The organism is Grimontia celer, from assembly GCF_900055185.1.
Taxonomy (GTDB): domain Bacteria; phylum Pseudomonadota; class Gammaproteobacteria; order Enterobacterales; family Vibrionaceae; genus Enterovibrio; species Enterovibrio celer.
Map to the genome: position 1 here is coordinate 1,478,016 of NZ_FIZX01000002.1, position 19,437 is coordinate 1,497,452.

Annotated in this window: 16 protein-coding genes; 11 read left to right on the forward strand and 5 right to left on the reverse strand. The window is 48.4% G+C overall.

Features of this window, described 5'->3' with window-relative positions:
• Positions 1-33 precede the first annotated feature (33 nt).
• A complete protein-coding gene (gene rbsD, locus GCE9029_RS16835; protein WP_062664968.1) occupies positions 34-453 on the reverse strand; it encodes a D-ribose pyranase in 420 nt (139 codons plus the stop codon).
• Between the two features lie 642 nt (positions 454-1,095).
• Here rbsD and nhaC point away from each other — a divergent pair.
• The 6 genes from nhaC (at position 1,096) to GCE9029_RS16865 (ending at position 9,869) form a co-directional block, all read left to right on the forward strand.
• Complete coding sequence (nhaC, locus tag GCE9029_RS16840) at positions 1,096-2,529, forward strand: Na+/H+ antiporter NhaC (RefSeq protein ID WP_062664970.1); 1,434 nt, start codon at positions 1,096-1,098, stop codon at positions 2,527-2,529.
• A 234-nt stretch (positions 2,530-2,763) separates the two neighbouring features.
• Positions 2,764-4,392, forward strand: a complete 1,629-nt coding sequence (locus GCE9029_RS16845; protein WP_062664972.1) for an amino acid adenylation domain-containing protein — start codon at positions 2,764-2,766, stop codon at positions 4,390-4,392.
• A complete protein-coding gene (locus tag GCE9029_RS16850; RefSeq protein ID WP_082804368.1) occupies positions 4,389-5,726 on the forward strand; it encodes an FNR domain-containing protein in 1,338 nt (445 codons plus the stop codon). Before GCE9029_RS16845 ends, GCE9029_RS16850 begins: the two co-directional genes overlap by 4 nt.
• Positions 5,727-5,741: 15 nt before the next feature.
• Positions 5,742-6,506: an enoyl-CoA hydratase-related protein gene (locus GCE9029_RS16855; protein ID WP_062664974.1), complete on the forward strand. Its 765-nt coding sequence runs from the start codon at positions 5,742-5,744 to the stop codon at positions 6,504-6,506.
• A gap of 591 nt (positions 6,507-7,097) precedes the next feature.
• Positions 7,098-8,564: a tryptophanase gene (tnaA, locus tag GCE9029_RS16860; protein WP_062664976.1), complete on the forward strand. Its 1,467-nt coding sequence runs from the start codon at positions 7,098-7,100 to the stop codon at positions 8,562-8,564.
• Between the two features lie 90 nt (positions 8,565-8,654).
• Positions 8,655-9,869 (forward strand): aromatic amino acid transporter, encoded by a 1,215-nt coding sequence (locus tag GCE9029_RS16865; RefSeq protein WP_062664978.1) that lies wholly within the window; start codon positions 8,655-8,657, stop codon positions 9,867-9,869.
• Positions 9,870-9,895: 26 nt separating this feature from the next.
• Here GCE9029_RS16865 and GCE9029_RS16870 read toward each other — a convergent pair whose 3' ends face one another.
• Both GCE9029_RS16870 and GCE9029_RS16875 read right to left on the reverse strand, forming a co-directional pair.
• The gene (locus GCE9029_RS16870; RefSeq protein WP_062665756.1) at positions 9,896-11,527 is read right to left on the reverse strand and encodes a sensor histidine kinase; all 1,632 of its coding nucleotides are present in this window, start codon (positions 11,525-11,527) and stop codon (positions 9,896-9,898) included.
• 24 nt (positions 11,528-11,551) lie between these two features.
• On the reverse strand, positions 11,552-12,328 hold the full coding sequence (locus tag GCE9029_RS16875; RefSeq protein ID WP_062665757.1) for a response regulator transcription factor: 777 nt from the start codon (positions 12,326-12,328) through the stop codon (positions 11,552-11,554).
• Positions 12,329-12,750: 422 nt separating this feature from the next.
• Here GCE9029_RS16875 and GCE9029_RS16880 point away from each other — a divergent pair, with 422 nt between their 5' ends.
• The 5 genes from GCE9029_RS16880 to GCE9029_RS16900 all read left to right on the forward strand — a co-directional run bounded on the left by GCE9029_RS16880 (position 12,751) and on the right by GCE9029_RS16900 (position 18,174).
• Positions 12,751-13,743 (forward strand): ABC transporter substrate-binding protein, encoded by a 993-nt coding sequence (locus tag GCE9029_RS16880; RefSeq protein WP_062664980.1) that lies wholly within the window; start codon positions 12,751-12,753, stop codon positions 13,741-13,743.
• Between the two features lie 166 nt (positions 13,744-13,909).
• Entirely contained in the window at positions 13,910-14,809 is a 900-nt protein-coding gene (locus GCE9029_RS16885) for an ABC transporter permease (RefSeq protein WP_062664982.1), read from the forward strand.
• Entirely contained in the window at positions 14,802-16,058 is a 1,257-nt protein-coding gene (locus GCE9029_RS16890) for a quaternary amine ABC transporter ATP-binding protein (protein WP_062664984.1), read from the forward strand. Before GCE9029_RS16885 ends, GCE9029_RS16890 begins: the two co-directional genes overlap by 8 nt.
• Before the next feature lie 146 nt (positions 16,059-16,204).
• Positions 16,205-17,251: an endonuclease/exonuclease/phosphatase family protein gene (locus GCE9029_RS16895; RefSeq protein ID WP_062664986.1), complete on the forward strand. Its 1,047-nt coding sequence runs from the start codon at positions 16,205-16,207 to the stop codon at positions 17,249-17,251.
• A 149-nt stretch (positions 17,252-17,400) separates the two neighbouring features.
• Positions 17,401-18,174 (forward strand): substrate-binding periplasmic protein, encoded by a 774-nt coding sequence (locus GCE9029_RS16900; protein WP_082804369.1) that lies wholly within the window; start codon positions 17,401-17,403, stop codon positions 18,172-18,174.
• A 67-nt stretch (positions 18,175-18,241) separates the two neighbouring features.
• On the opposite strand, the gene GCE9029_RS16905 is transcribed toward GCE9029_RS16900, so the two are convergent.
• Positions 18,242-18,508 carry a hypothetical protein gene (locus GCE9029_RS16905; RefSeq protein WP_062664988.1) on the reverse strand — a complete coding sequence of 89 codons (267 nt, stop codon included), beginning with the start codon at positions 18,506-18,508 and terminating at the stop codon, positions 18,242-18,244.
• 92 nt (positions 18,509-18,600) lie between these two features.
• On the reverse strand, positions 18,601-19,380 hold the full coding sequence (locus GCE9029_RS16910) for an alpha/beta fold hydrolase (RefSeq protein WP_062664990.1): 780 nt from the start codon (positions 19,378-19,380) through the stop codon (positions 18,601-18,603).
• Between the last annotated feature and the right edge of the window lie 57 nt (positions 19,381-19,437).

Sequence of the window (19,437 nt, forward strand, 5' to 3'; positions counted from 1 at the left end):
GGAATGTCCTCGTCTCACTCAAATCAAAAGCGCTTAGAAAACCACGCCTGCTTGAAAAATCACGTTCGCATAAGGTGTGCATTCTCCAGTGCGAATCACTGCATGACTGTCATTGGTGCGTTCTTTGAATTCCTCATGCGAAAGGTATTGGATTGAAATCGATTTTCCGCTGCGCGTTTCTTCGTTTCGGATTTCCTGAATCAGCGCTTCATGGCAAGCAGGGCTTACTGTTGCGAACTCTTCTGCCAAGATAATCCCTTCAATTTGGGACTCCGTCAGCACGACACGAACCGTCTCCAAAAAGCCTGGAACGCCGTGAGTCAATGCGAGATCAATACGCGCTACATGCTGGGGAATGGGTAAACCGGCATCACAAATGGTGTATTCATCGGTGTGGCCCAGCGTAGAAACCAGGTGAGCGATATCAGAGTTCAGTAAGGTACTTTTTTTCATTCTTTAACCTTCTAACAGCGGCTAATTGCCGATGGGTCACCAGCCTTTCTTGGGAATCAAGCTGAAAAAACGGCCCATCGAAACGTTTCGCTGACAATAATCGAAACGTTTCGATGCGTCTTCATAATAAATATTCAGGCGTGATTTTGATCTCTTATCTTTAGGTTTTTGGGCAGGGAAATTTGAGCTGACTCACTGTCAGCAGTGCTCTCGGAAAACCCTGTGTTGTCCAAAGTTGAACACAGTAAAAACGATGCCAAAGAACGGGGGGTTGAATCGACTAAAAGGGAAAGAAGCCTTAGATAGCGCTTTCAACAGAAAGCGAATACATAGCATCAAAAAAGTTAAACATTTTATTAACACATCTCACTTATAGAACTCCGAAGCCAGCAACCGCGCCTTACGATGAACCTTGAGGCAGTAAGGCTTTACCCATAAAAGGTCAATGCGCAGCACAATGTTTCACAGTGAGCAACAGGACGAAACCCATGCCCACTGAAGTCGGATACGATCGCCCGCCGAAACCGCTACTCACTCGTCCCAGATAAGTAACGCAACACTACTGACCCTCAAACTTCGCGGTGAATTCCAATAAGAAACCACCGCACCCTCAGTCTATATATGTAAACATCTGGAGGTAACATGAAGACTGATATTCCAGAGGGCGCCCGCGCGCCTATGTTCTGGGAGGCTATCGTCTCACTCCTTTCCCTTGTTGTTGGCATCAGCGTTTCCATCGTCATTTACGGACTCGACCCACAAGTTCCCATGTTGTTGGGTGTGGTCGTCGCCAGTGTCGTCGCGCTTCGCTGTGGCTTTTCGTGGAAAGATATTCAATCTGGCATGGTGAATGGCATCTACAACGCCCTGCCAGCGATGATCATTCTGATGATTGTTGGCGCCCTCATCGGTGTCTGGATCCTCGCCGGTGTGGTTCCAACACTGATTTACTATGGTCTGCAAATACTGGCACCGGAGATCTTCCTTCCTGCCTGTGTGATTATCTGTGCTGTCACTTCGCTCGCGACTGGTACTAGTTGGGGCACCACAGGAACCATCGGTGTGGCGTTGATGGGTGTAGGCGGCGGACTTGGCTTTCCGCTTCCATTGGTTGCTGGTGCGGTACTTTCCGGCGCTTACTTCGGCGACAAAATGTCCCCTCTGTCTGACACCACCAATCTGGCACCAGCCATGGCAGGCACGGATCTGTTCACTCACATCAAACACATGTCTTACACCACGGGCGTGAGCATTTCGATCACTCTGGTTATCGAAGCTGTATTGGGTTTGAAATACAGCGCATCAGGCGGCGACATTGAACGTATCAATAATATTCTGACGACACTGGACAGTACCTTCTTCATTAACCCCGTTTTATTCCTTCCTCTCTTTCTGGTGCTGTTTGTTTCTTACAAGAAGATGCCCGCTATTCCGGGAATTGCACTGGGTGTAATTGCTGGTGCGATATGTGCTGCTGGTCTGCAGGGTGCAGATTACAACGCGATCGCCAGTGTAGCGTTTGGTGGCTATACCTCAGAAACCGGTATCGGCGACGTGGATTCGCTACTGTCACGCGGTGGCCTGGATTCCATGATGTACACCATCAGCCTGATTATCGTTGCCATGATGTTTGGTGGTGTGATGGAGCGGACTAACCAGCTTCGCGTGATTGCAGACAAGATCCTTGCTGCGGCTAAATCGACGGGCTCGCTTGTTGTATCTACTGTACTCACCGGTATTGGTGCCAACCTGATTTTGTGTGACCAATACATGGCAATTGTTATGAGTGCGCGTAGCTATGCGGAAGCCTACAGGGAACGTGGCTTGGCACCGGAAAACCTTTCCCGAGCGGTTGAGGATTCCGCCACCGTGACGGCAAACCTCGTTCCTTGGAACTCAGGCGGTGCATATCAGGCAGCCACATTGGGCGTTGCTACGTTGGCCTACTTGCCATTCAATTTCTTCTGTTGGATTTCGCCACTCGTGACCATTTTGTTTGGCGTCATGGGATGGACAATGTGGAAGATTGACGATCAGCAAGAAGCACCAGAAGCTTCAGTTGATCGAAATATATGATGTAGTTCCAATATACCTTTAAGGCTGCCATGGGCAGCCTTTTATCATGATAAATGCAAAAATGCCCTCCGTTTTAACACCAATGCCTGCTTTCTTCATCAGAAATTTCGAACGAAGAGTGATTTGCTATTTCTCTGTGAGAATTTCGCGAGATTTGTTTATTAACGTTTCCTAAAGCAACACAAATCAGCGCTGAAGGTATTCAGCTAAGCAAGCTCTAGGGAGTGTTTATCCATGACAGTTCTTGTTAATTCGGTATATTGTCCACCTACGCCTGGCAACAATACCAACGAGCCAGGACAGTTCTTTAATCTGGCACCGCTCGGGAAGCTAACTCAGCAAGAGCGACACCAGTTTGTCTCTTACGGGCGCGGCCCATCACAGAAACCTTCGTTTCCAACGCTCAGCATGGCGATTGAGCGCCATGCTCAGGAAACCCCTTTTGCGATAGCCGCAATAGACGGTCGGCAGACCATTTCTTACCGAGAATTAAATTCAGAAGCTGAAAAGCTAGCCACACTGCTTCAGCGTCTGAAGGTCAAATCCGGCGATTCTGTCGGCATTTTTCTTTCGCGCTCGATTCCCATGCTGATTGGCATGCTGGCTTGTCTGAAGATTGGCGCTAATTACGTTCCACAACATGCAGGGGTGGCTCCGAAAGCCCAGCTTTCACACATTATCGACGTCGCCCGAATTCGTGTGGTGTTTACCCTCTCCAAACACAAACACGACTTGCCTCAAAACGATGGCACCATCCGCCTTGAGCTGGATACCCTACTCAAATCTCCTGAGTTTAAATCGATGGAAGCCAGCGGAAAGCGCATCACCAAACCCGATGATGTCTGCTTTATCCTGTTTACATCTGGCACCACCGGCAGACCAAATGGCGTTCAGGTCACGCACAAGAATGTGGCCAACATCGTGATGACATCACCGGGAAATCTCAGCGTTAAGCCGGGTATGCGGGTCGGCCAAATACTGAGTATTGCTTTCGATATGTCGGCATGGGAGATCTACGCCGCTCTTTGCCACGGCGCAACCCTGCTTATCCGTGACAGCTCAATCCAACAAACCGCCGCTAACGCGGACGTGATTATTGCTACCCCTTCCATTCTTGGACAGATTGATCCTGAGTCCTGCCCGGACGTGAAAACGGTCGCGGTGGCAGGAGAACCCTGCCCCTTGCCGCTGGCTGAGGTCTGGGGTGCAAGATGTGATTTCTACAACTCCTGCGGCCCAACAGAAACCACCATTATCAATACCACCAAGCTGTTTAAACCAGGGGATAGGCTATCTATCGGTAAGCCTACGCCCAACAATACTGTGTATGTACTCAATGAAGACTTCACTCCCTGCGCAATTGGTGAAGTCGGGGAAATGTGGGCTGGCGGCCTTTGTGTCACTAAGGGTTACCTAGCCAATGCCGAACTCAGTCAAGCTCGTTATCGGCCGGATCCCTTCCTTGGTGACGGTCACGTGATGTTCCGCACCCGTGATTTAGGCCGTTGGAACAAAGACGGTGAATTAGAGCACTTCGGACGTACCGACGATCAGGTAAAAGTGAAAGGTTTTCGGGTGGAGTTAGACTCTGTCTCTTCCACACTGGAAAAAATCCCAGAGTGCAGACTCGCTGTCACACTCAAAGTTAATGACCAGCAACTCGCCTCTTTTGTCGTTCCTGCAAGCGTCAACGAGAAAGCCGCCATCAAGCATGTGGCTGCCAATCTCCCCTATTACGCAGTTCCGGTACGGGTGCTGGCAACTGATGAACTCCCGCTGACCGACCGCGGGAAAATCGACAAACGCAAACTCCTCACCCTTTTCGACAATGCCATGAATCAAACCAAGGAAGGTGAAGCATGATGGCGCCCTACACCCAGACAGAATTACCCGCAAAGCAGGGATTACTGCAACGAATGTGGAAGTATCCTGCCTTGGAACACTATATGCGGCTGGTGATTGTTATCTCTCTGATTAACCTTGGCTGGTTGGCTTATGGTGTTACAGAAGGCAATTGGTTTGACAAAAACCATCTCGACCTTACGAGCCTCAGCAATATGGTGATTGGTAATTTCTTTGTCGCTGTTTTAGCTCGCCAGCAATACACGATTAACTTTTTATTCTGGTTGGCCACCCGCGCACCCGTCACCTGGCCGCTTTCCATCAGATGGCATTTAGGCAAGGTATATCACCATGGCGGCTTGCATTCTGGCTGTGCGATCAATGGCAGTCTATGGTTCGCTTTGTTCACTGGCGCAATTATCTACCAAAAAATGCATGGCCTGAGTCCAGTATCAGACCTCAGTCTGTGGTCGACAATCGGTATCATTGGCTTATTGGTGGTAATGATTGCGATGGCCATGCCGAACATTCGTAAGAAATATCACAACGCCTTTGAAGCTTCTCACCGCTTTGCCGGTTGGTCAGTGCTGATTTTGTTTTGGGTGCAGAGCCTATCTACCGCCAAAGATCAGAGTCCCACGCAGCCACTGTGGGAATTTGCTTTGCAGACGCCATCAGTTTGGCTCCTCAGCATCATGACGTTCAGCATTCTTCTACCTTGGCTTCGCCTTCGCAGAGTGCCGGTTGAGATCACTACGCCTTCCAATCATGTTGCACTGTTGAAATTCAATTATGGTGTGACGCCATTTGCTGGCTCCTCCATGGCAATAAGCCGCTCTCCACTGATGGAATGGCACCACTTTGCCAATGTACCTTCACCGGACGAGCCGGGTTATCGGTTGACTGTTTCCCGCGCTGGCGACTGGACAGGAAAACTGATTGACGACAAACCGTCCCATGTATGGGTGAAAGGTATTCCAACCGCAGGTGTCGCAAACATCGAAGTCCTGTTCAAGCGGGTAGTTTATGTAGCAACTGGCAGTGGCATTGGGCCATGTCTCCCTCACCTATTGGCCCAGAAGCTTCCAATGCAGTTGGTGTGGTCAACGCGTAATCCGAGAAAAACCTACGGCGATGCCTTGGTAGATGAAATCCTCGCCGCCCAGCCGGATGCCTTGATTTGGGATACCGATGAACTCGGGAAGCCAGACATGGTGCAACTCGCGTATGCCGCTTATCAGGCATTTGATGCGGAAGCCGTGATTTGTATCTCCAACCAGAAACTGACCAGACAAGTGGTATATGGCATGGAAAGCCGCGGTATTCCTGCCTATGGCGCTATTTGGGATTCCTAACTAGAGGCTTTTACGATGACGATCAAAACAGAAGTCGACGGCAATGTAGTCATCATCCGACTGCACCGCCCTGAAAAACGTAACGCGCTCTGCACACCACTGCTCGAAGAGTTGATGGATACGCTTACCCATTATGACGCAGACCCGAATGTCGGTTGCTTTGTAGTGACAGGTTCCGAGCAGGTCTTTGCCGCAGGCGCAGACATCCACGAAATGGCAGACATGAGCTATCAGGAAATGGCAGCGACTGACTATTTCGGTGGATGGGAAGCTTTTACCCGCATTCGCACGCCTATTGTTGCTGCGGTTTCAGGATATGCGCTTGGCGGAGGTTGCGAGCTCGCCATGATGTGCGACACCATATTCGCAGCTGAATCTGCGCTGTTTGGTCAGCCTGAGCTGACGATTGGCGTGATTCCCGGCATGGGAGGGTCTCAGCGCCTTACCAAGCTGGTCGGAAAATCCAAGGCGATGGACATGATCCTGACGGGTCGGATGATGGATGCAGTTGAAGCAGAACGTGCCGGATTAGTTTCAAGAGTGGTGCCAGACGGGCAATTGTTGCAGGAGACACTTGAAGCAGCAAAAACCATTGCCCGTTATAGCAAGCCAGCGGTTGTGCTTGCGAAAGAGTGCGTGCTAAACGCAGAAAAGCTTTCTGTGGAAGAAGGTGTGCGCATGGAACGCCGCGCGTTTCATGGGCTATTTGCCACGGAAGACCAAAAAGAAGGCATGCACGCTTTCATCGAAAAACGAAAACCGCAATTCACTGGAAACTGACATCTCGTTTCTGATTTTAGCGCCTGTTCCGGGCGCTTTTTTTGTTTTAGCGGGTTAACGGCCAGTATCTAACTTTAAGCAACTTCCTGTTTCGCCACCCAATATCTCAAAAAAGCCTGAAGTTGCAGAATCCGGGTAGTTTGGGGATAGAATTTGTCGACGTCTTCTCAATTTGATTTTTTTATTGATGACAGTTATAACTTTCTAATCGATAGTATTATCGTTAGCTTGAATTGATGAGTTTCAGATTGGTAAAAATGAAAAACACAAATGAATTAAACCGCTGGTGTACCCAGGACTACAAAATCGCTTTCTTCTTCCCTGCATAAGCATTCCCCTTGCGCAGTGCCTGCGCACACTTATCGAAAATCTGTATCAGTAACCCGATTCACTTAATTGTGTTTCCGTATTGTTACGCATGCTATTTCGATAATTAAAATCCAGTAAATAAATTTAAAATCAGATTAATTTCCTGATGGAATCCTAGTGCAAAAATAAAATGAATAATTGGCAAGTCTTCCGTTAGGTATACCAAAAAAACCTGAAGATGCAGGATTTAGGTAGTTTGGTATATAAACAAAAGGTAAAAACATGGAAAACTTCAAACACCTCCCAGAACCATTCCGTATCCGAGTGATTGAGCCAGTAAAACGTACCTCCCGCGCGTATCGCGAAGAGGCCATTTTAAAAGCGGGTATGAACCCCTTCCTTTTGGACAGTGAAGACGTGTTTATCGACCTGCTGACAGACAGCGGTACCGGTGCGATTACTCAGGAAATGCAGGCAGCCATGCTGCGCGGTGATGAAGCCTACAGTGGCAGCCGTAGCTACTATGCGCTGTCTAATGCAGTAAAGGACATCTTCGGCTATGACCTCACCATTCCAACCCACCAAGGGCGTGGCGCAGAGCAAATCTACATTCCTGTCTTGATCAAAAAGCGCGAGCAGGAGAAAGGTCTGGATCGCAGCAAAATGGTAGCGCTGTCGAACTACTTCTTCGACACCACACAAGGTCATACGCAGGTAAATTGTTGTGTGGCAAAGAACGTCTACACCAAAGATGCGTTTGATACCTCTGTTACTGCTGACTTTAAAGGCAACTTTGATCTGCAAAAACTGGAAGCGGCGATCCTCGACGCTGGCGCAGCCAACGTGCCATACATTGTGAGCACCATTACTTGTAACTCCGCAGGCGGTCAGCCCGTGTCTATCGCCAACTTGAAGGCAGTGTATGAGATTGCAAGACGCTATGACATTCCAGTCATCATGGACTCTGCACGCTTTGCTGAAAACGCCTATTTCGTGCAGCAGCGTGAGCCAGAATTCAAAGACTGGACGATCGCTGAAATCACCCGTGAAGCCTACAAATATGCTGATGGTTTGGCGATGTCAGCGAAGAAAGATGCCATGGTACAAATGGGTGGACTACTGTGTTTCAAAGACGACTCCTTCATGGACGTATATCAGGAATGTCGCACCCTTTGTGTCGTGCAGGAAGGCTTCCCGACCTATGGCGGTTTGGAAGGTGGTGCGATGGAGCGCTTGGCCGTGGGCCTTTATGACGGTATGCGTCAAGAGTGGCTAGAATACCGCATCAAGCAAGTTCAATATCTGGTTGATGGCTTGGAAGCGATTGGCATTGTTTGCCAACAAGCTGGCGGTCATGCGGCGTTTGTAGATGCTGGTAAGCTGCTGCCACACATCCCTTCTGACCAATTCCCGGCACATGCGTTGGCGTGTGAGCTTTACAAAGTTGCGGGCATCCGGGCAGTGGAAATCGGTTCACTGCTTCTGGGTCGCGACCCTGCCACTGGCAAACAACACCCATGTCCGGCTGAGTTGCTTCGTCTGACCATCCCGCGTGCGACTTACACCCAATCACACATGGACTTCATCATTGAAGCGTTCGGTGAAGTGAAGAAAAATGCGCACAATGTGAAAGGACTCGACTTTACGTATGAGCCTTCCGTCCTCCGTCACTTTACGGCAAGACTTAAGGAAGTGGAGCCAGTGGAAGTAAAAAAGCACAACGCTGCTGAGCTGGAAACCACAGTGTAGAAATCTTTTAGAGCGCAATGGAAATTGCGCTCTTTTTTATATTAGAAGAATTATAAATCGCTAAATCCAATAACGTGAGAGAAATAAACAATGGAAAAGAGCCCATCGTTAGTCGGTGGCTCCTGCATTATCGCCAGTGTTTGTGTTGGCGCGGGAATGTTGGGGCTACCCAGTTCGGGAGCAGGCGCATGGACGGTTTGGTCAATCCTCGCTATTTCAGTAACTATGATCGTGATGACTATTTCAGGCTGGATGCTTCTTGAGTCATTTAAACATTACGATTTAAAAGTGTCTTTTAATTCCGTCACCAAAGATCTATTAGGTAACAAGGTTAATTTCTTTAATAATCTAACGGTGTATTTTGTGGGTGGCATTTTACTTTATGCCTATATCACTTCCTCTGGGTTAATTCTGCAAGAATTAACGGGAATGAGCAGCCAACTCGCTTCAATTCTGTTCGTTGCTGTGTTTTCTCTGTTCGTCTGGCATTCCACCCGGGCAGTCGACCGAATTTCCGTCGTTCTTATTGCCTTTATGGTATTGAGCTTCGTCTTCGGCGTATCCGGCATGGCAATCAATGTGGATGTTGCAGTGCTGCTCGATGTCGCTAACCCCGAGCGCCAATATGCCCCTTATGCGATGGCGATGCTGCCAGTCGCCCTGACCTCCTTTGGCTATCATCATTCGGTCTCGTCAATGCGTGCTTACTATGGTGAGGAAAGAAAGGCGAAATACGCCATTCTGGGCGGCACCATCATCGCGCTGGCACTTTATTGTTTTTGGCTCATCAGCATTTTTGGCAACCTGCCTCGCCACGAATTTGGCCCAGTCATTGAGCAAGGGGGAAACGTTGATGTTCTACTTAAACAACTTGATGGTGTGATTGCATCTGAGAGCATTTCAAAGGCGATTAATGCCTTTTCAATGGCCGCGATTTTGTCTTCTTTTATCGGTGTGGGTTTAGGTGTCTTTGACTTCCTGGCAGATTTTTTCAAATTCGACGACACCAAAGCCGGCCGCACCAAGTGCTGGTTAGTGACTTTCCTGCCACCACTGGTGATGTCACTGTTGTTCCCGTTTGGATTTATTGTGGCAATTGGTTATGCAGGTGCGGCTGCGACGGTTTGGGCTTGTATTGTTCCCGCACTGTTAGCGATGAAATCCCGAACCCTTACAGGCGGAAACCAAGGTTTTATGGCTCCCGGTGGCAACGCCATGATTGGCGCCGTCATCATCTTCGGTGTCCTCACTGCACTGTTCCATTTCCTCGCTATGGCAGGCAAGCTGCCTTCTTTCATAGGTTAAGCTACAGGAAGGGTAAACAAGGCCGATTACTCTGCCTTGTTTTTTTCTGGTGGAGATGTGTTTTCATCTTTCGCCGTCACAGCACTGAAAGATGGCAGGGGCATTTGTGGTGCGGGCTTATCCCTTGTGGAAAGATGTATGTCACCGCCTGGTGCGCTCTCCTCAGTTTTCCCACTTTCTGCTTTCACTTTGGGATAACCAGAATCGATTGGCGGCATGTCATCCTCAAAGTTCATCGTCATCGGCACTGCCCTTATCTGCGCAGTTGACTGTGCGGCGACAGAAGACAGTTCAAAACATACTCGGTACCTGAGCTCTTCTTTAGATTCGGACGAAGCTACCTTCAGTTGGCTCTGATGCAAACTCAGAATCGCGTCGACAATTTTGCTCCCCATACCAAGAGACCCGGCATCACTGGATTCATCAATGGCGTTCTCAATGCAGAAATTGACGTTACCCGCTTTCGCTTTGTTGGCATCCATCAGAATCGATGAGCGAACCGGGCTGTGGCGAATCGCGTTCTCCATTAAGTTATCGAAAACCCGGTTTATAAGCACCTCGTCAGCAATCACGATCAAAGGCTGAGGCACAGTAATCACCAAGTCCACTTGTTTCTTTTTAAGCTGAAGCTCAAACCGGTGGCGAACATCTTCAAATAACTCGCGTACATCTATTTCCCGGTAGGAAAGCACAATCTTCGCAGATGGCGACCTTGCGGCTTCAAGTTGGCTTTTGAGATGGGTTTGAAGACGCTGGGCGTTGTGATAAGCCGTGTCAATCATTCCACGTCCTTCATCATGTTGAATTCGCCACGTCTCAAGATAACCAAGAATATTTGCCAGCGGTGTTTTCAGGTCATGACTCAGTTGTACTAAGTACTCCCGCCTTTGCGCTTCTTGAACCCGAAGTTGGATAAACTGTTGCTGTATCATCGCCATCATCCGCCGGTATTGGGTCGCAAGTTCCTGAAGCTCAGGCGAGTGCACGTTCAGTGGTGGAGAAACTCGAAACTCGGATTTGGCTGACTGCTCAATCTGCTTCACCATCAATTGGCCTGGTGTGATAATACGGCGATAAACCATTCGATAAACCACCAGAGCGAACAACAAAATCGCCACCAGCGCCGCCGCAACAACAGGTGCGTATTGCAACAGACTCTCCATGTCTGCAAACGCGTTATAGCCCTGACTACCGATTAGCACATATAGATACCCTGCGACTTGCCCGTCTGCATCGATTTGCGCTGCTGAAAAAACTTTCTCTCCGCTTTGAGATAGTGGATCTTGGCCAAGAACAGGAAAAGGCTCCCCCCGAAGAAACTGCTTGATAGGCTCTACGTCTACCTGCAAACGAAGAACATCTTCTTTTGGGGGACCAGAAGTAGTGATATTGCCTTGTGGATCCAGAAAGTAGATCTCAAAATCTGGCCCAAGCAACATCAGGGTATGAAAGATGGAAGACAGGGCTTCTGGGCTGTAGTCATCCCCTACCATCAAGGGATTATCATCCCTCATGTGCATCGCGAGATCTTTGTGAAGTGCCTGACGCGACCGCAATTCATTTTGCTGCCATACGGATACACTCAGCGCTGTTAAAAGCGCAGCGCTGCACAAAAACCAGATTAAGGTGAATAACAGCAGACGGTTTTTAAACGCCAATATCAACCTCCCACTCTTTCCGTACTAGAGACTGGCACGCTGAAGCATTGCGGGATCGGATGCTTCGCGGAATTTGTAGCCCACTCCCCATACCGTATGAATGTACTTAGGCGCAGCGGGATTGCTCTCTAACTTGCTGCGCAGCCGATTGATAGCGCAGCACACTGTATGACGGTAACCGTCATAGTCGGTGTTCCAAACCCGACTCAGCAACTCATCTTTACTGAACACGCGATCAGGGCGTTTAGCCAGACAGCACAGCAAGGAGAATTCCGTGGGTGTCAGGTCGATTTCACGACCTTCTAATTTGACGCTGTGGGTTTCAGGACAGATTTCGAGGTGTTGGAAAAGCAGCGCTGTTGAATGCTCACTGCTCATTTCACAACTGTCAGACTTCAATTCTTTTACCGCTCCTGCCTGCCACTGGCTGTGAACGGAAACACGGCGCATCAGAGCACGGACTCTAGCCTGGAATTCAATCACACTGAACGGTTTGGCAAGGTAATCATCTGCTCCCGCCTCAAAACCTTCCACCATGTCTGACTCAGAATCCAATGCCGTCAGCATGAGCACAGGAATACCGTTTTCCTGCTGGCGAAGAAACTCACAGAAGGTTTTTCCATCACCGTCATCCAGACCTCTATCCAAAACAACAGCGGCGATGTTTTCATTTGCCAACGCACGATATCCGTCCTCCAAAGAGGTGCCTTTAACTACATCAAAGCCCATCACCTTGAGATGCAGGGCAATAAGGCCTGCGATATCAGCATCATCTTCCAGAACCAAAACAGATTGTTGCATAGGGAACTCCCACTCTTTGGCAATCATCACTCCCAATGAACCTAGAATAGGCAGATAAATTTCACGATATTCGTTGAAAATCCGATAACACTCGCACATTTCTTCAATCTGAACACTCATTCTTACATTTCTTACATCAGGCTCTTTTGGTACTGACATTTACACATTCAAATCATCAAGTTATCGCATTTCCAAACCAGCTTTACCTAACGAAAAATCCTTAGAACGCGAACGAATTGACACTAAATAGGTAACAGCACTAAAGAATTTTTGATACAAACTTGTTATGATTAATTTCATTGCATTCATATTTTTCAGTTATTTAAACCAAGAAAGGATAAGTAACGTAGTGCAATATCACTCAGGTAAATGATTAGAGCTATATTCATTTATCATGTCATTTAAAATGAGAGGGAACTTCCATGAAAAAACTTTTAGCCTCGTCCTGCCTGCTGCTTTCAGCTATGCCAATGAGCAGCTTTGCGGCAGAGTGCGGCAAAGTCACCATCGCAGATATGAACTGGAACTCCGCAAGCCTCATCGCTAATGTTGACCGCATCATTCTTGCTGAAGGCTATGACTGTGACGCAGAGCTGGTTCCTGGCGACACTATGCCAACCGGCACTTCAATGATCGAAAAAGGCGAACCAGATATCGCACCTGAATTTTGGAGTAACTCCCTGAAAGCCGCGCTTGATCGCGGTGTTGAGGAAGGCCGACTCCGTTTCGCGGGTGCCGTACTTTCTGACGGTGGTGAAGAAGGTTTTTGGGTACCTAAGTATCTGGTAGAAAAAGATCCTAGCCTTGGAACTATCGAAGGTGTGATTGCGAACCGCGAATTGTTTGAACATCCAGAAGATCCATCAAAATCCGCATTCTATGGCTGCCCTGCTGGCTGGAACTGTCAAATTTCATCTGGCAACCTGTTCAATGCAATGGGTCTGGAAGACAAAGGTTTTGAACTGATTGACCCGGGTTCAGGCGCTGGTCTGTCTGGCTCAATCGCGAAAGCGTACGAGCGTGGTGAAGGTTGGTTTGGTTACTACTGGGCACCAACTGCGGTACTCGGTAAATACGAAATGGTGAAAGTTGACTTCGGTTCAGGCATTGATGAAGACCACTTTAAAACCTGTACCACCAATGCAGACTGTCTTGAGCCAAAAGTGACCATGTACCCACCATCAGCGGTAGATACGGTGATCACAGAGAGCTTCGCACAAAACTCTCCAGAAGCGGTTAGCTACCTGTCTAATCGTTCATTCACCAACGCACAGCTGAACAGCCTCCTTGCATGGATGGAAGACAACCAAGCCGACGGTGAAATTGCTGCGATGCATTTCCTGGAAAACCATGAAGACATCTGGGGCGCATGGGTAACACCTGAAGTGGCGAAGAAAATTAAAGCGTCACTGTAATCGCTATAAATGCTTTGCGGGCTGGCTTTTCAGCCCGCAATTTTTTGCGACAACCAAATCTAAAACGCGACGTATCGTTTGGCTCTCTACATACGTCAGCGCTTTCCCACCCAAGGTGGGTATATAGTTTCTAATATTCTAAAGACGCAGAGGACGCTGTACTGTTATGGCAGACAATTCTTGGCTGACAGAATTTCCGGAGATGTCACGCTCCGACCTTCTGACGATTCGTAAAACACTTGATGGCGCCTATCGCGAATTTTCGCGAAACTACGGTGAAACCATCGAATCTTTCTTTGACCCGCTGCTCCAATTTCTCATCTGGTTTGAAAAGCTTCTTCTCGGCACCCCTTGGTGGCTGATGATCGCCATTCTCGCGGGTGTTTCTTACATGGCGAGCCGTTCCTGGAAGCTTGCTGTTGCTGTTATTTTTTCTTTCCTCGCTATCGGATATTTCGGTATGTGGGAAGACACCATGCGCACCATGAGCATCATATTGGTGTGTACCATGCTCGCCATATTCCTTGGCATTCCTATCGGTATCGCAATGGCACGCTCAAACCGCGTGCAATCCATGGTCACACCACTGCTTGATGTCATGCAGACCATGCCAGCCTTCGTTTATCTGATCCCTGTTGTGATGCTACTGGGCATCGGTAAAATCCCTGGCGTGATTGCCGTGGTTATCTACGCTATCCCACCTGTAATCCGTTTGACCAACCTTGGTATCAGACTGGTGGACAAAGAAGTGCTTGAAGCCGCCACTGCATACGGCGCAAGCCCCATGCAACGACTGTTCGGTGTTCAGTTACCTCTAGCAATGCCAACCATCATGGCAGGTATCAACCAAACCATCATGATGGCACTGGCAATGGTGGTTATCGCTTCAATGATCGGCGTTAAAGGCCTCGGCCAGCCGGTACTGAAGTCAATCACCAACCAATACTTCACATTGGGTCTGATTAACGGCCTCGCGATTGTCGCACTGGCAATCATCTTTGACCGCGTATCTCAAAGCTACGCAAAACGTTCACAGCAGCACCTGAGCGGAGGCCACAATGAGTAATACTGAAAACAGCACACCGCTGATCCAGATTAAAGGCCTCTACAAGATCTTCGGTAACACCCCACAAAAGGTGTTGCCGGACGTAAAAGCAGGTAAATCCAAAGACGATATTCTTGCCGCGACGGGCCATACGGTGGGTCTTCAGGACATCAACCTTGATATCGCGCGCGGCGAAATTTTCGTGATTATGGGGCTTTCCGGCTCAGGCAAGTCCACCATGATTCGACACTTCAACCGTTTGATTGAGCCAACTGAAGGCCAAATCATCGTTGAGGGCGAAGACGTCATGAAGCTGGACGAGAAAGGCTTACAGAATTTTCGACGCCATAAAATGTCGATGGTTTTCCAGCGCTTTGGCTTGATGCCTCACCGCACTGTTCTGCAAAACGTCGCTTACGGCTTGCAGGTGCAAGGTGTCGATAAATCCGAGCGTGAAAAGAAAGCCACTGACTGGCTAGACACTGTTGGCCTTGGCGGATATGAAAAACAGTACCCGTCGCAATTGTCAGGTGGTCAGCAACAACGTGTTGGTCTGGCCCGCGCACTGTGTACCGATGCTGAAATCCTGCTGATGGATGAAGCTTTCTCGGCACTCGATCCCCTGATTCGAAGTGAAATGCAGGACCAGTTGATTGGCCTGCAGGAGAAGCTGCACAAAACCATCATCTTCATCACCCATGATTTGGACGAAGCACTGCGCCTCGGTGACCGCATTGCCATTCTTCGCGATGGTAAGCTCGTTCAGCAAGGCCGTCCGGTTGATATTCTGCTTAACCCAGCTGACGACTATGTCGAAGCCTTTGTTAAAGACGTTAACCGTGCACGTGCACTCACCGTTGATACGGTGATGAAACCGCAAAGTCTGCGTATTAGCGCTGAAACTATTGGTGAAGCGCTGGCAGAAATGCGCAAGGCCAAAGCGGAACACGGTTATTACGTGAATGATGACGGTTACCAAGGTGCACTGAGCATTGAGAAACTGGAATCGGTAGATTCGGCCCGCCACGGTGACGCTATTGATGAAGCCGTTCTTGAAGAAGTTCCAGGCATCCAAAGTGATGCACTGATTGAAGCTGTCATTCCAGACACGCTAGAGCACGAATTGCCATTGCCAGTTCTGGATCAAGATGGTGAGCTTCAAGGTGAGCTTTCTCGTGCAAATCTGGTGGAAGTACTGTCCGATCAGTCTTCTAACGGTGCGGAGGATGAAGAGCCAGAGGCAAAAAAGCCTGAGGCGGCATCCGCCTAACTTATTCTCTTTCCCACCTAAAAAGCGCTTCAATTTGAAGCGCTTTTTTTTATTCCAGCACGTGTCTACTATTCAACATATCAACCTCTGTCCCACGGCAGACTTCGCTATACTAGAGGAATATTTATCATTCCTGAGACGGTATCGTGTTCGCAACCAATAGCAAAAGCTCATACGCACACAGCGCCTTCGGCCTAAAGCTAGCGACGATAAACCTGTTCAACTTTATCGAGCCGCCGGGTGCATTTTACGAGTTCAGCAACATCTACAGCGAAGACCAATGGCGGCAAAAACGTGCTTGGTTAAACCGTTACATTGGCAGCTACCAACCTGACATTATTGCCTTTCAGGAAGTGTTCAGTGCGTCCGCGCTCAAGTCGTTGCTCGAACCGCTGGGTTATCGGTTCTTTGCTGTTGTCGATGAGCCGGAGCCGCTTGAGGAATATATCTACAAAAGCCCAGTTGTTTGCCTGGCGTCCCGCTACCCAATTTTAAGTGCCCTTCCTTTGCAAGCTGAGCCAGAAGTTTCTGCCCGTATGGGTATCCAGCAGGATTTTGAATACAGTCGTTTGCCTTTGTTTGCGACCTTGGAGCTCCCCTCTCTCGGTCAAACGGATATTTACGTGGTTCACCTCAAATCTAAACGTCCGATTTTGGAAGAGAGCTCAGATGAGAACGAACCTAAGAAGCTTGCTCAATCTATGCAGGTGGAAATGACCGGCTCTTGGGCATCAGCTATTCAAAGAGGCTCTGAAGCCTGTCACCTGATGAACAGCATCATTGAACGTCGGTCGCACACCAATAATCCTGCAATCGTCATGGGCGACTTTAATGATGATCTTCGATCGGAAGTGTTGCGTGCTTTCCATGTTTCGGGTCTACGTTCCATTACTGATGACATGGCAGAAATGCCACTCTCTCACTATCAGCTTCATGACAGCTGGGATTTATACGTCAAAAACATCGGTGAAACAGGTATGGTTCGCCCTGCCACTCACTACTTCCATGCGAAAGGATCGGTATTGGATTACATTCTGCTTTCCAGCGAATTCAACAGTGCAGATCCTGCAAGCCTCGCTGAAGTAGGAGATTTTCACTGCGAAGACACCCATCTGGTGAATCCAAAATTTGATCAGGACACTTACAGCAGCGATCACGCGATAGTCAGCGTCACTATCTCTCTTCGCCAGTAGCTTTTTCAAACTCTACCCTAGACCGTGCTTTATTTCAGAACGGCGCTGTTTCTCACTTCAAATCCGCCCTGATTTCTCGCGAAAATCATCATCTTGATTAAGCTTATAAGAATGTCTCGTTGTCGATACTGCATTTATAGGAGCTCGTAATGACTTCTCTATTCGCCAGGAAACTGGCCTGCGTTTTTGCCTTTACACTCGCTGCCTTTATCGCCCTTCCCAGCACAGCCAACACACACGGCGAAAAAGAAATTATTCTAGTGAGTGAGGCTTGGGAGGATGCGACAGAAAAAGACGGCTCTGGCCTATATTTCGAGATCATGCGACGCGTTTTCGAGCCGCTTGGTTACAGCATCAAAACCATCACCACCACCTACTCTCGCAGCATTTACCTCGTGCAAACAAAAAGAATGGACGCCTTTCTAGGGTCTTATATCGATGAGCAAGAACAGGTCCTCTACCCCTACTGGCATTTTGATGCCGAACAAGTCTCAGCTGTTTACAAAGCTTCGGTGATACCCGCCTGGAAAGGCGAAGAAACACTGGAAAATAGAACGGTCGGCTGGGTAAAGGGCTATGACTACAATGATTACATCGACACCAAATTTACCATCCACGAAGTCAAATCCCGGCGTCAAGGCCTTTCAATGGTTTATTCAGACAGACTGGATGTCTTACTGGATGCGAGAGAGGAACTGGTTGAAGAGTTTGAGCTTGGTTATTTGAATCGTGATGAGTTTGAGATGGCCAACATCATGGATCTCAAACTCTATCCAGGGTTTGCGGACACCGAAAAAGGACAAGAACTTCGCCGAATTTATGATGAACGGTTTGAAGAGTTGCTCAACAAAGGGGAGATTAAACGTCTCTACGATGAGTATGAGTGGGAGTATTTTCCCTTCGCTGTCAGTTCAACGCCATAACGTTGAAAGACTAGAAATAGAAACGCCGCCCGATGGGCGGCGTTTTTGTATTCATTCCTGTTTAGGCTTATCGGCCGTTAGTAATATCTTGGTAGTCACCGTCGATTGTCTGGCCCTGATGGCGCGTTTTTGGACCAAAAGGCGTTTCGCGGGTTTCGCTATAAGCCTGTTCAAATTGCGCAGCTTGCTGCTCTTGCGCTTTGCGCAGTTTTTTCATTACAAACGGTTTTGCAATCAGAGCACCAACCGAAATCAGAAGGCCGAATACAGCAGCAAACACCAAGGTAAAGAAGCCGAGAATAAGCGTAACCACACTGGTCAGGATTTGTATCATTGTAATTCCCCGTGGATTAAAATCGTGTTGGCTTCATTTCACTTCCCCCTAACATGCGGCTTAGGGGGTGAAATATCAAGAGGCATTTACATTTATTTACTGACCAAGGTATTAATCTGATCCACTAATAACGGCACATTTTCCCAGAGAATAAAGTGCCCTTCGTCAGGCATCATCATCAACTCAGCAGCGGGGAGTTTTGCTTTCGCAAACAGGGAATTACCCGGATCAGCCAAGTCATCTTCCGCACCATGAACCAGTAAAACTGGCATATCAAGCGTCGACCAATTTTGCGCTGCAAGCTTCTCTAGCTCTTTGTCCAACACCATCATTTCTCGATTGGATTTGAGCAGATCATCCGGCAATATCCAGTTCGCCAACAAAGTATCGGTAATAATATTGTACCATTTGGGTGATTCTAATTTGGGGTCAAAGGCCGACGCAATAAGCAGCAAACCGCTCACTCTATCTGGTGCTAACAAGGCCAGCTGCAACGCAATGGGGCCACCAAGAGAGTGGCCCACCACCCAAGTTTCCTTACCACTGTTCACCAAATCCATTAGAGCTTCAGCCTGCTTCTGAATTGAGGTTTCGACTGGCCTACCTGATTCTCCAAAGCCAGGACGATCCACAGAAACCAGTTCCAAATGCTGCAATGCTGGATGCCCTAAGTAATCATCGTAGGCTTCTTTGCTGCCGGGTGAACCATGAATAAACACGACCCGTCTTTCCGCATCAGGATTGCCAGCGATCTTTATCCAAGCCTCAGTATCGCTTGGTGCAGGCATTTCGTTTTTATCTGCCGTGGCAAAGCCCGGATAAATTGAAACCATCAGAATAAGAAAGACACCGAATACAGGCCTTTTTGCCATGGTAGAAATACTCCTTAGGGTCTGTTGACCTTTGGTGATGAACGAATTCGACTATTA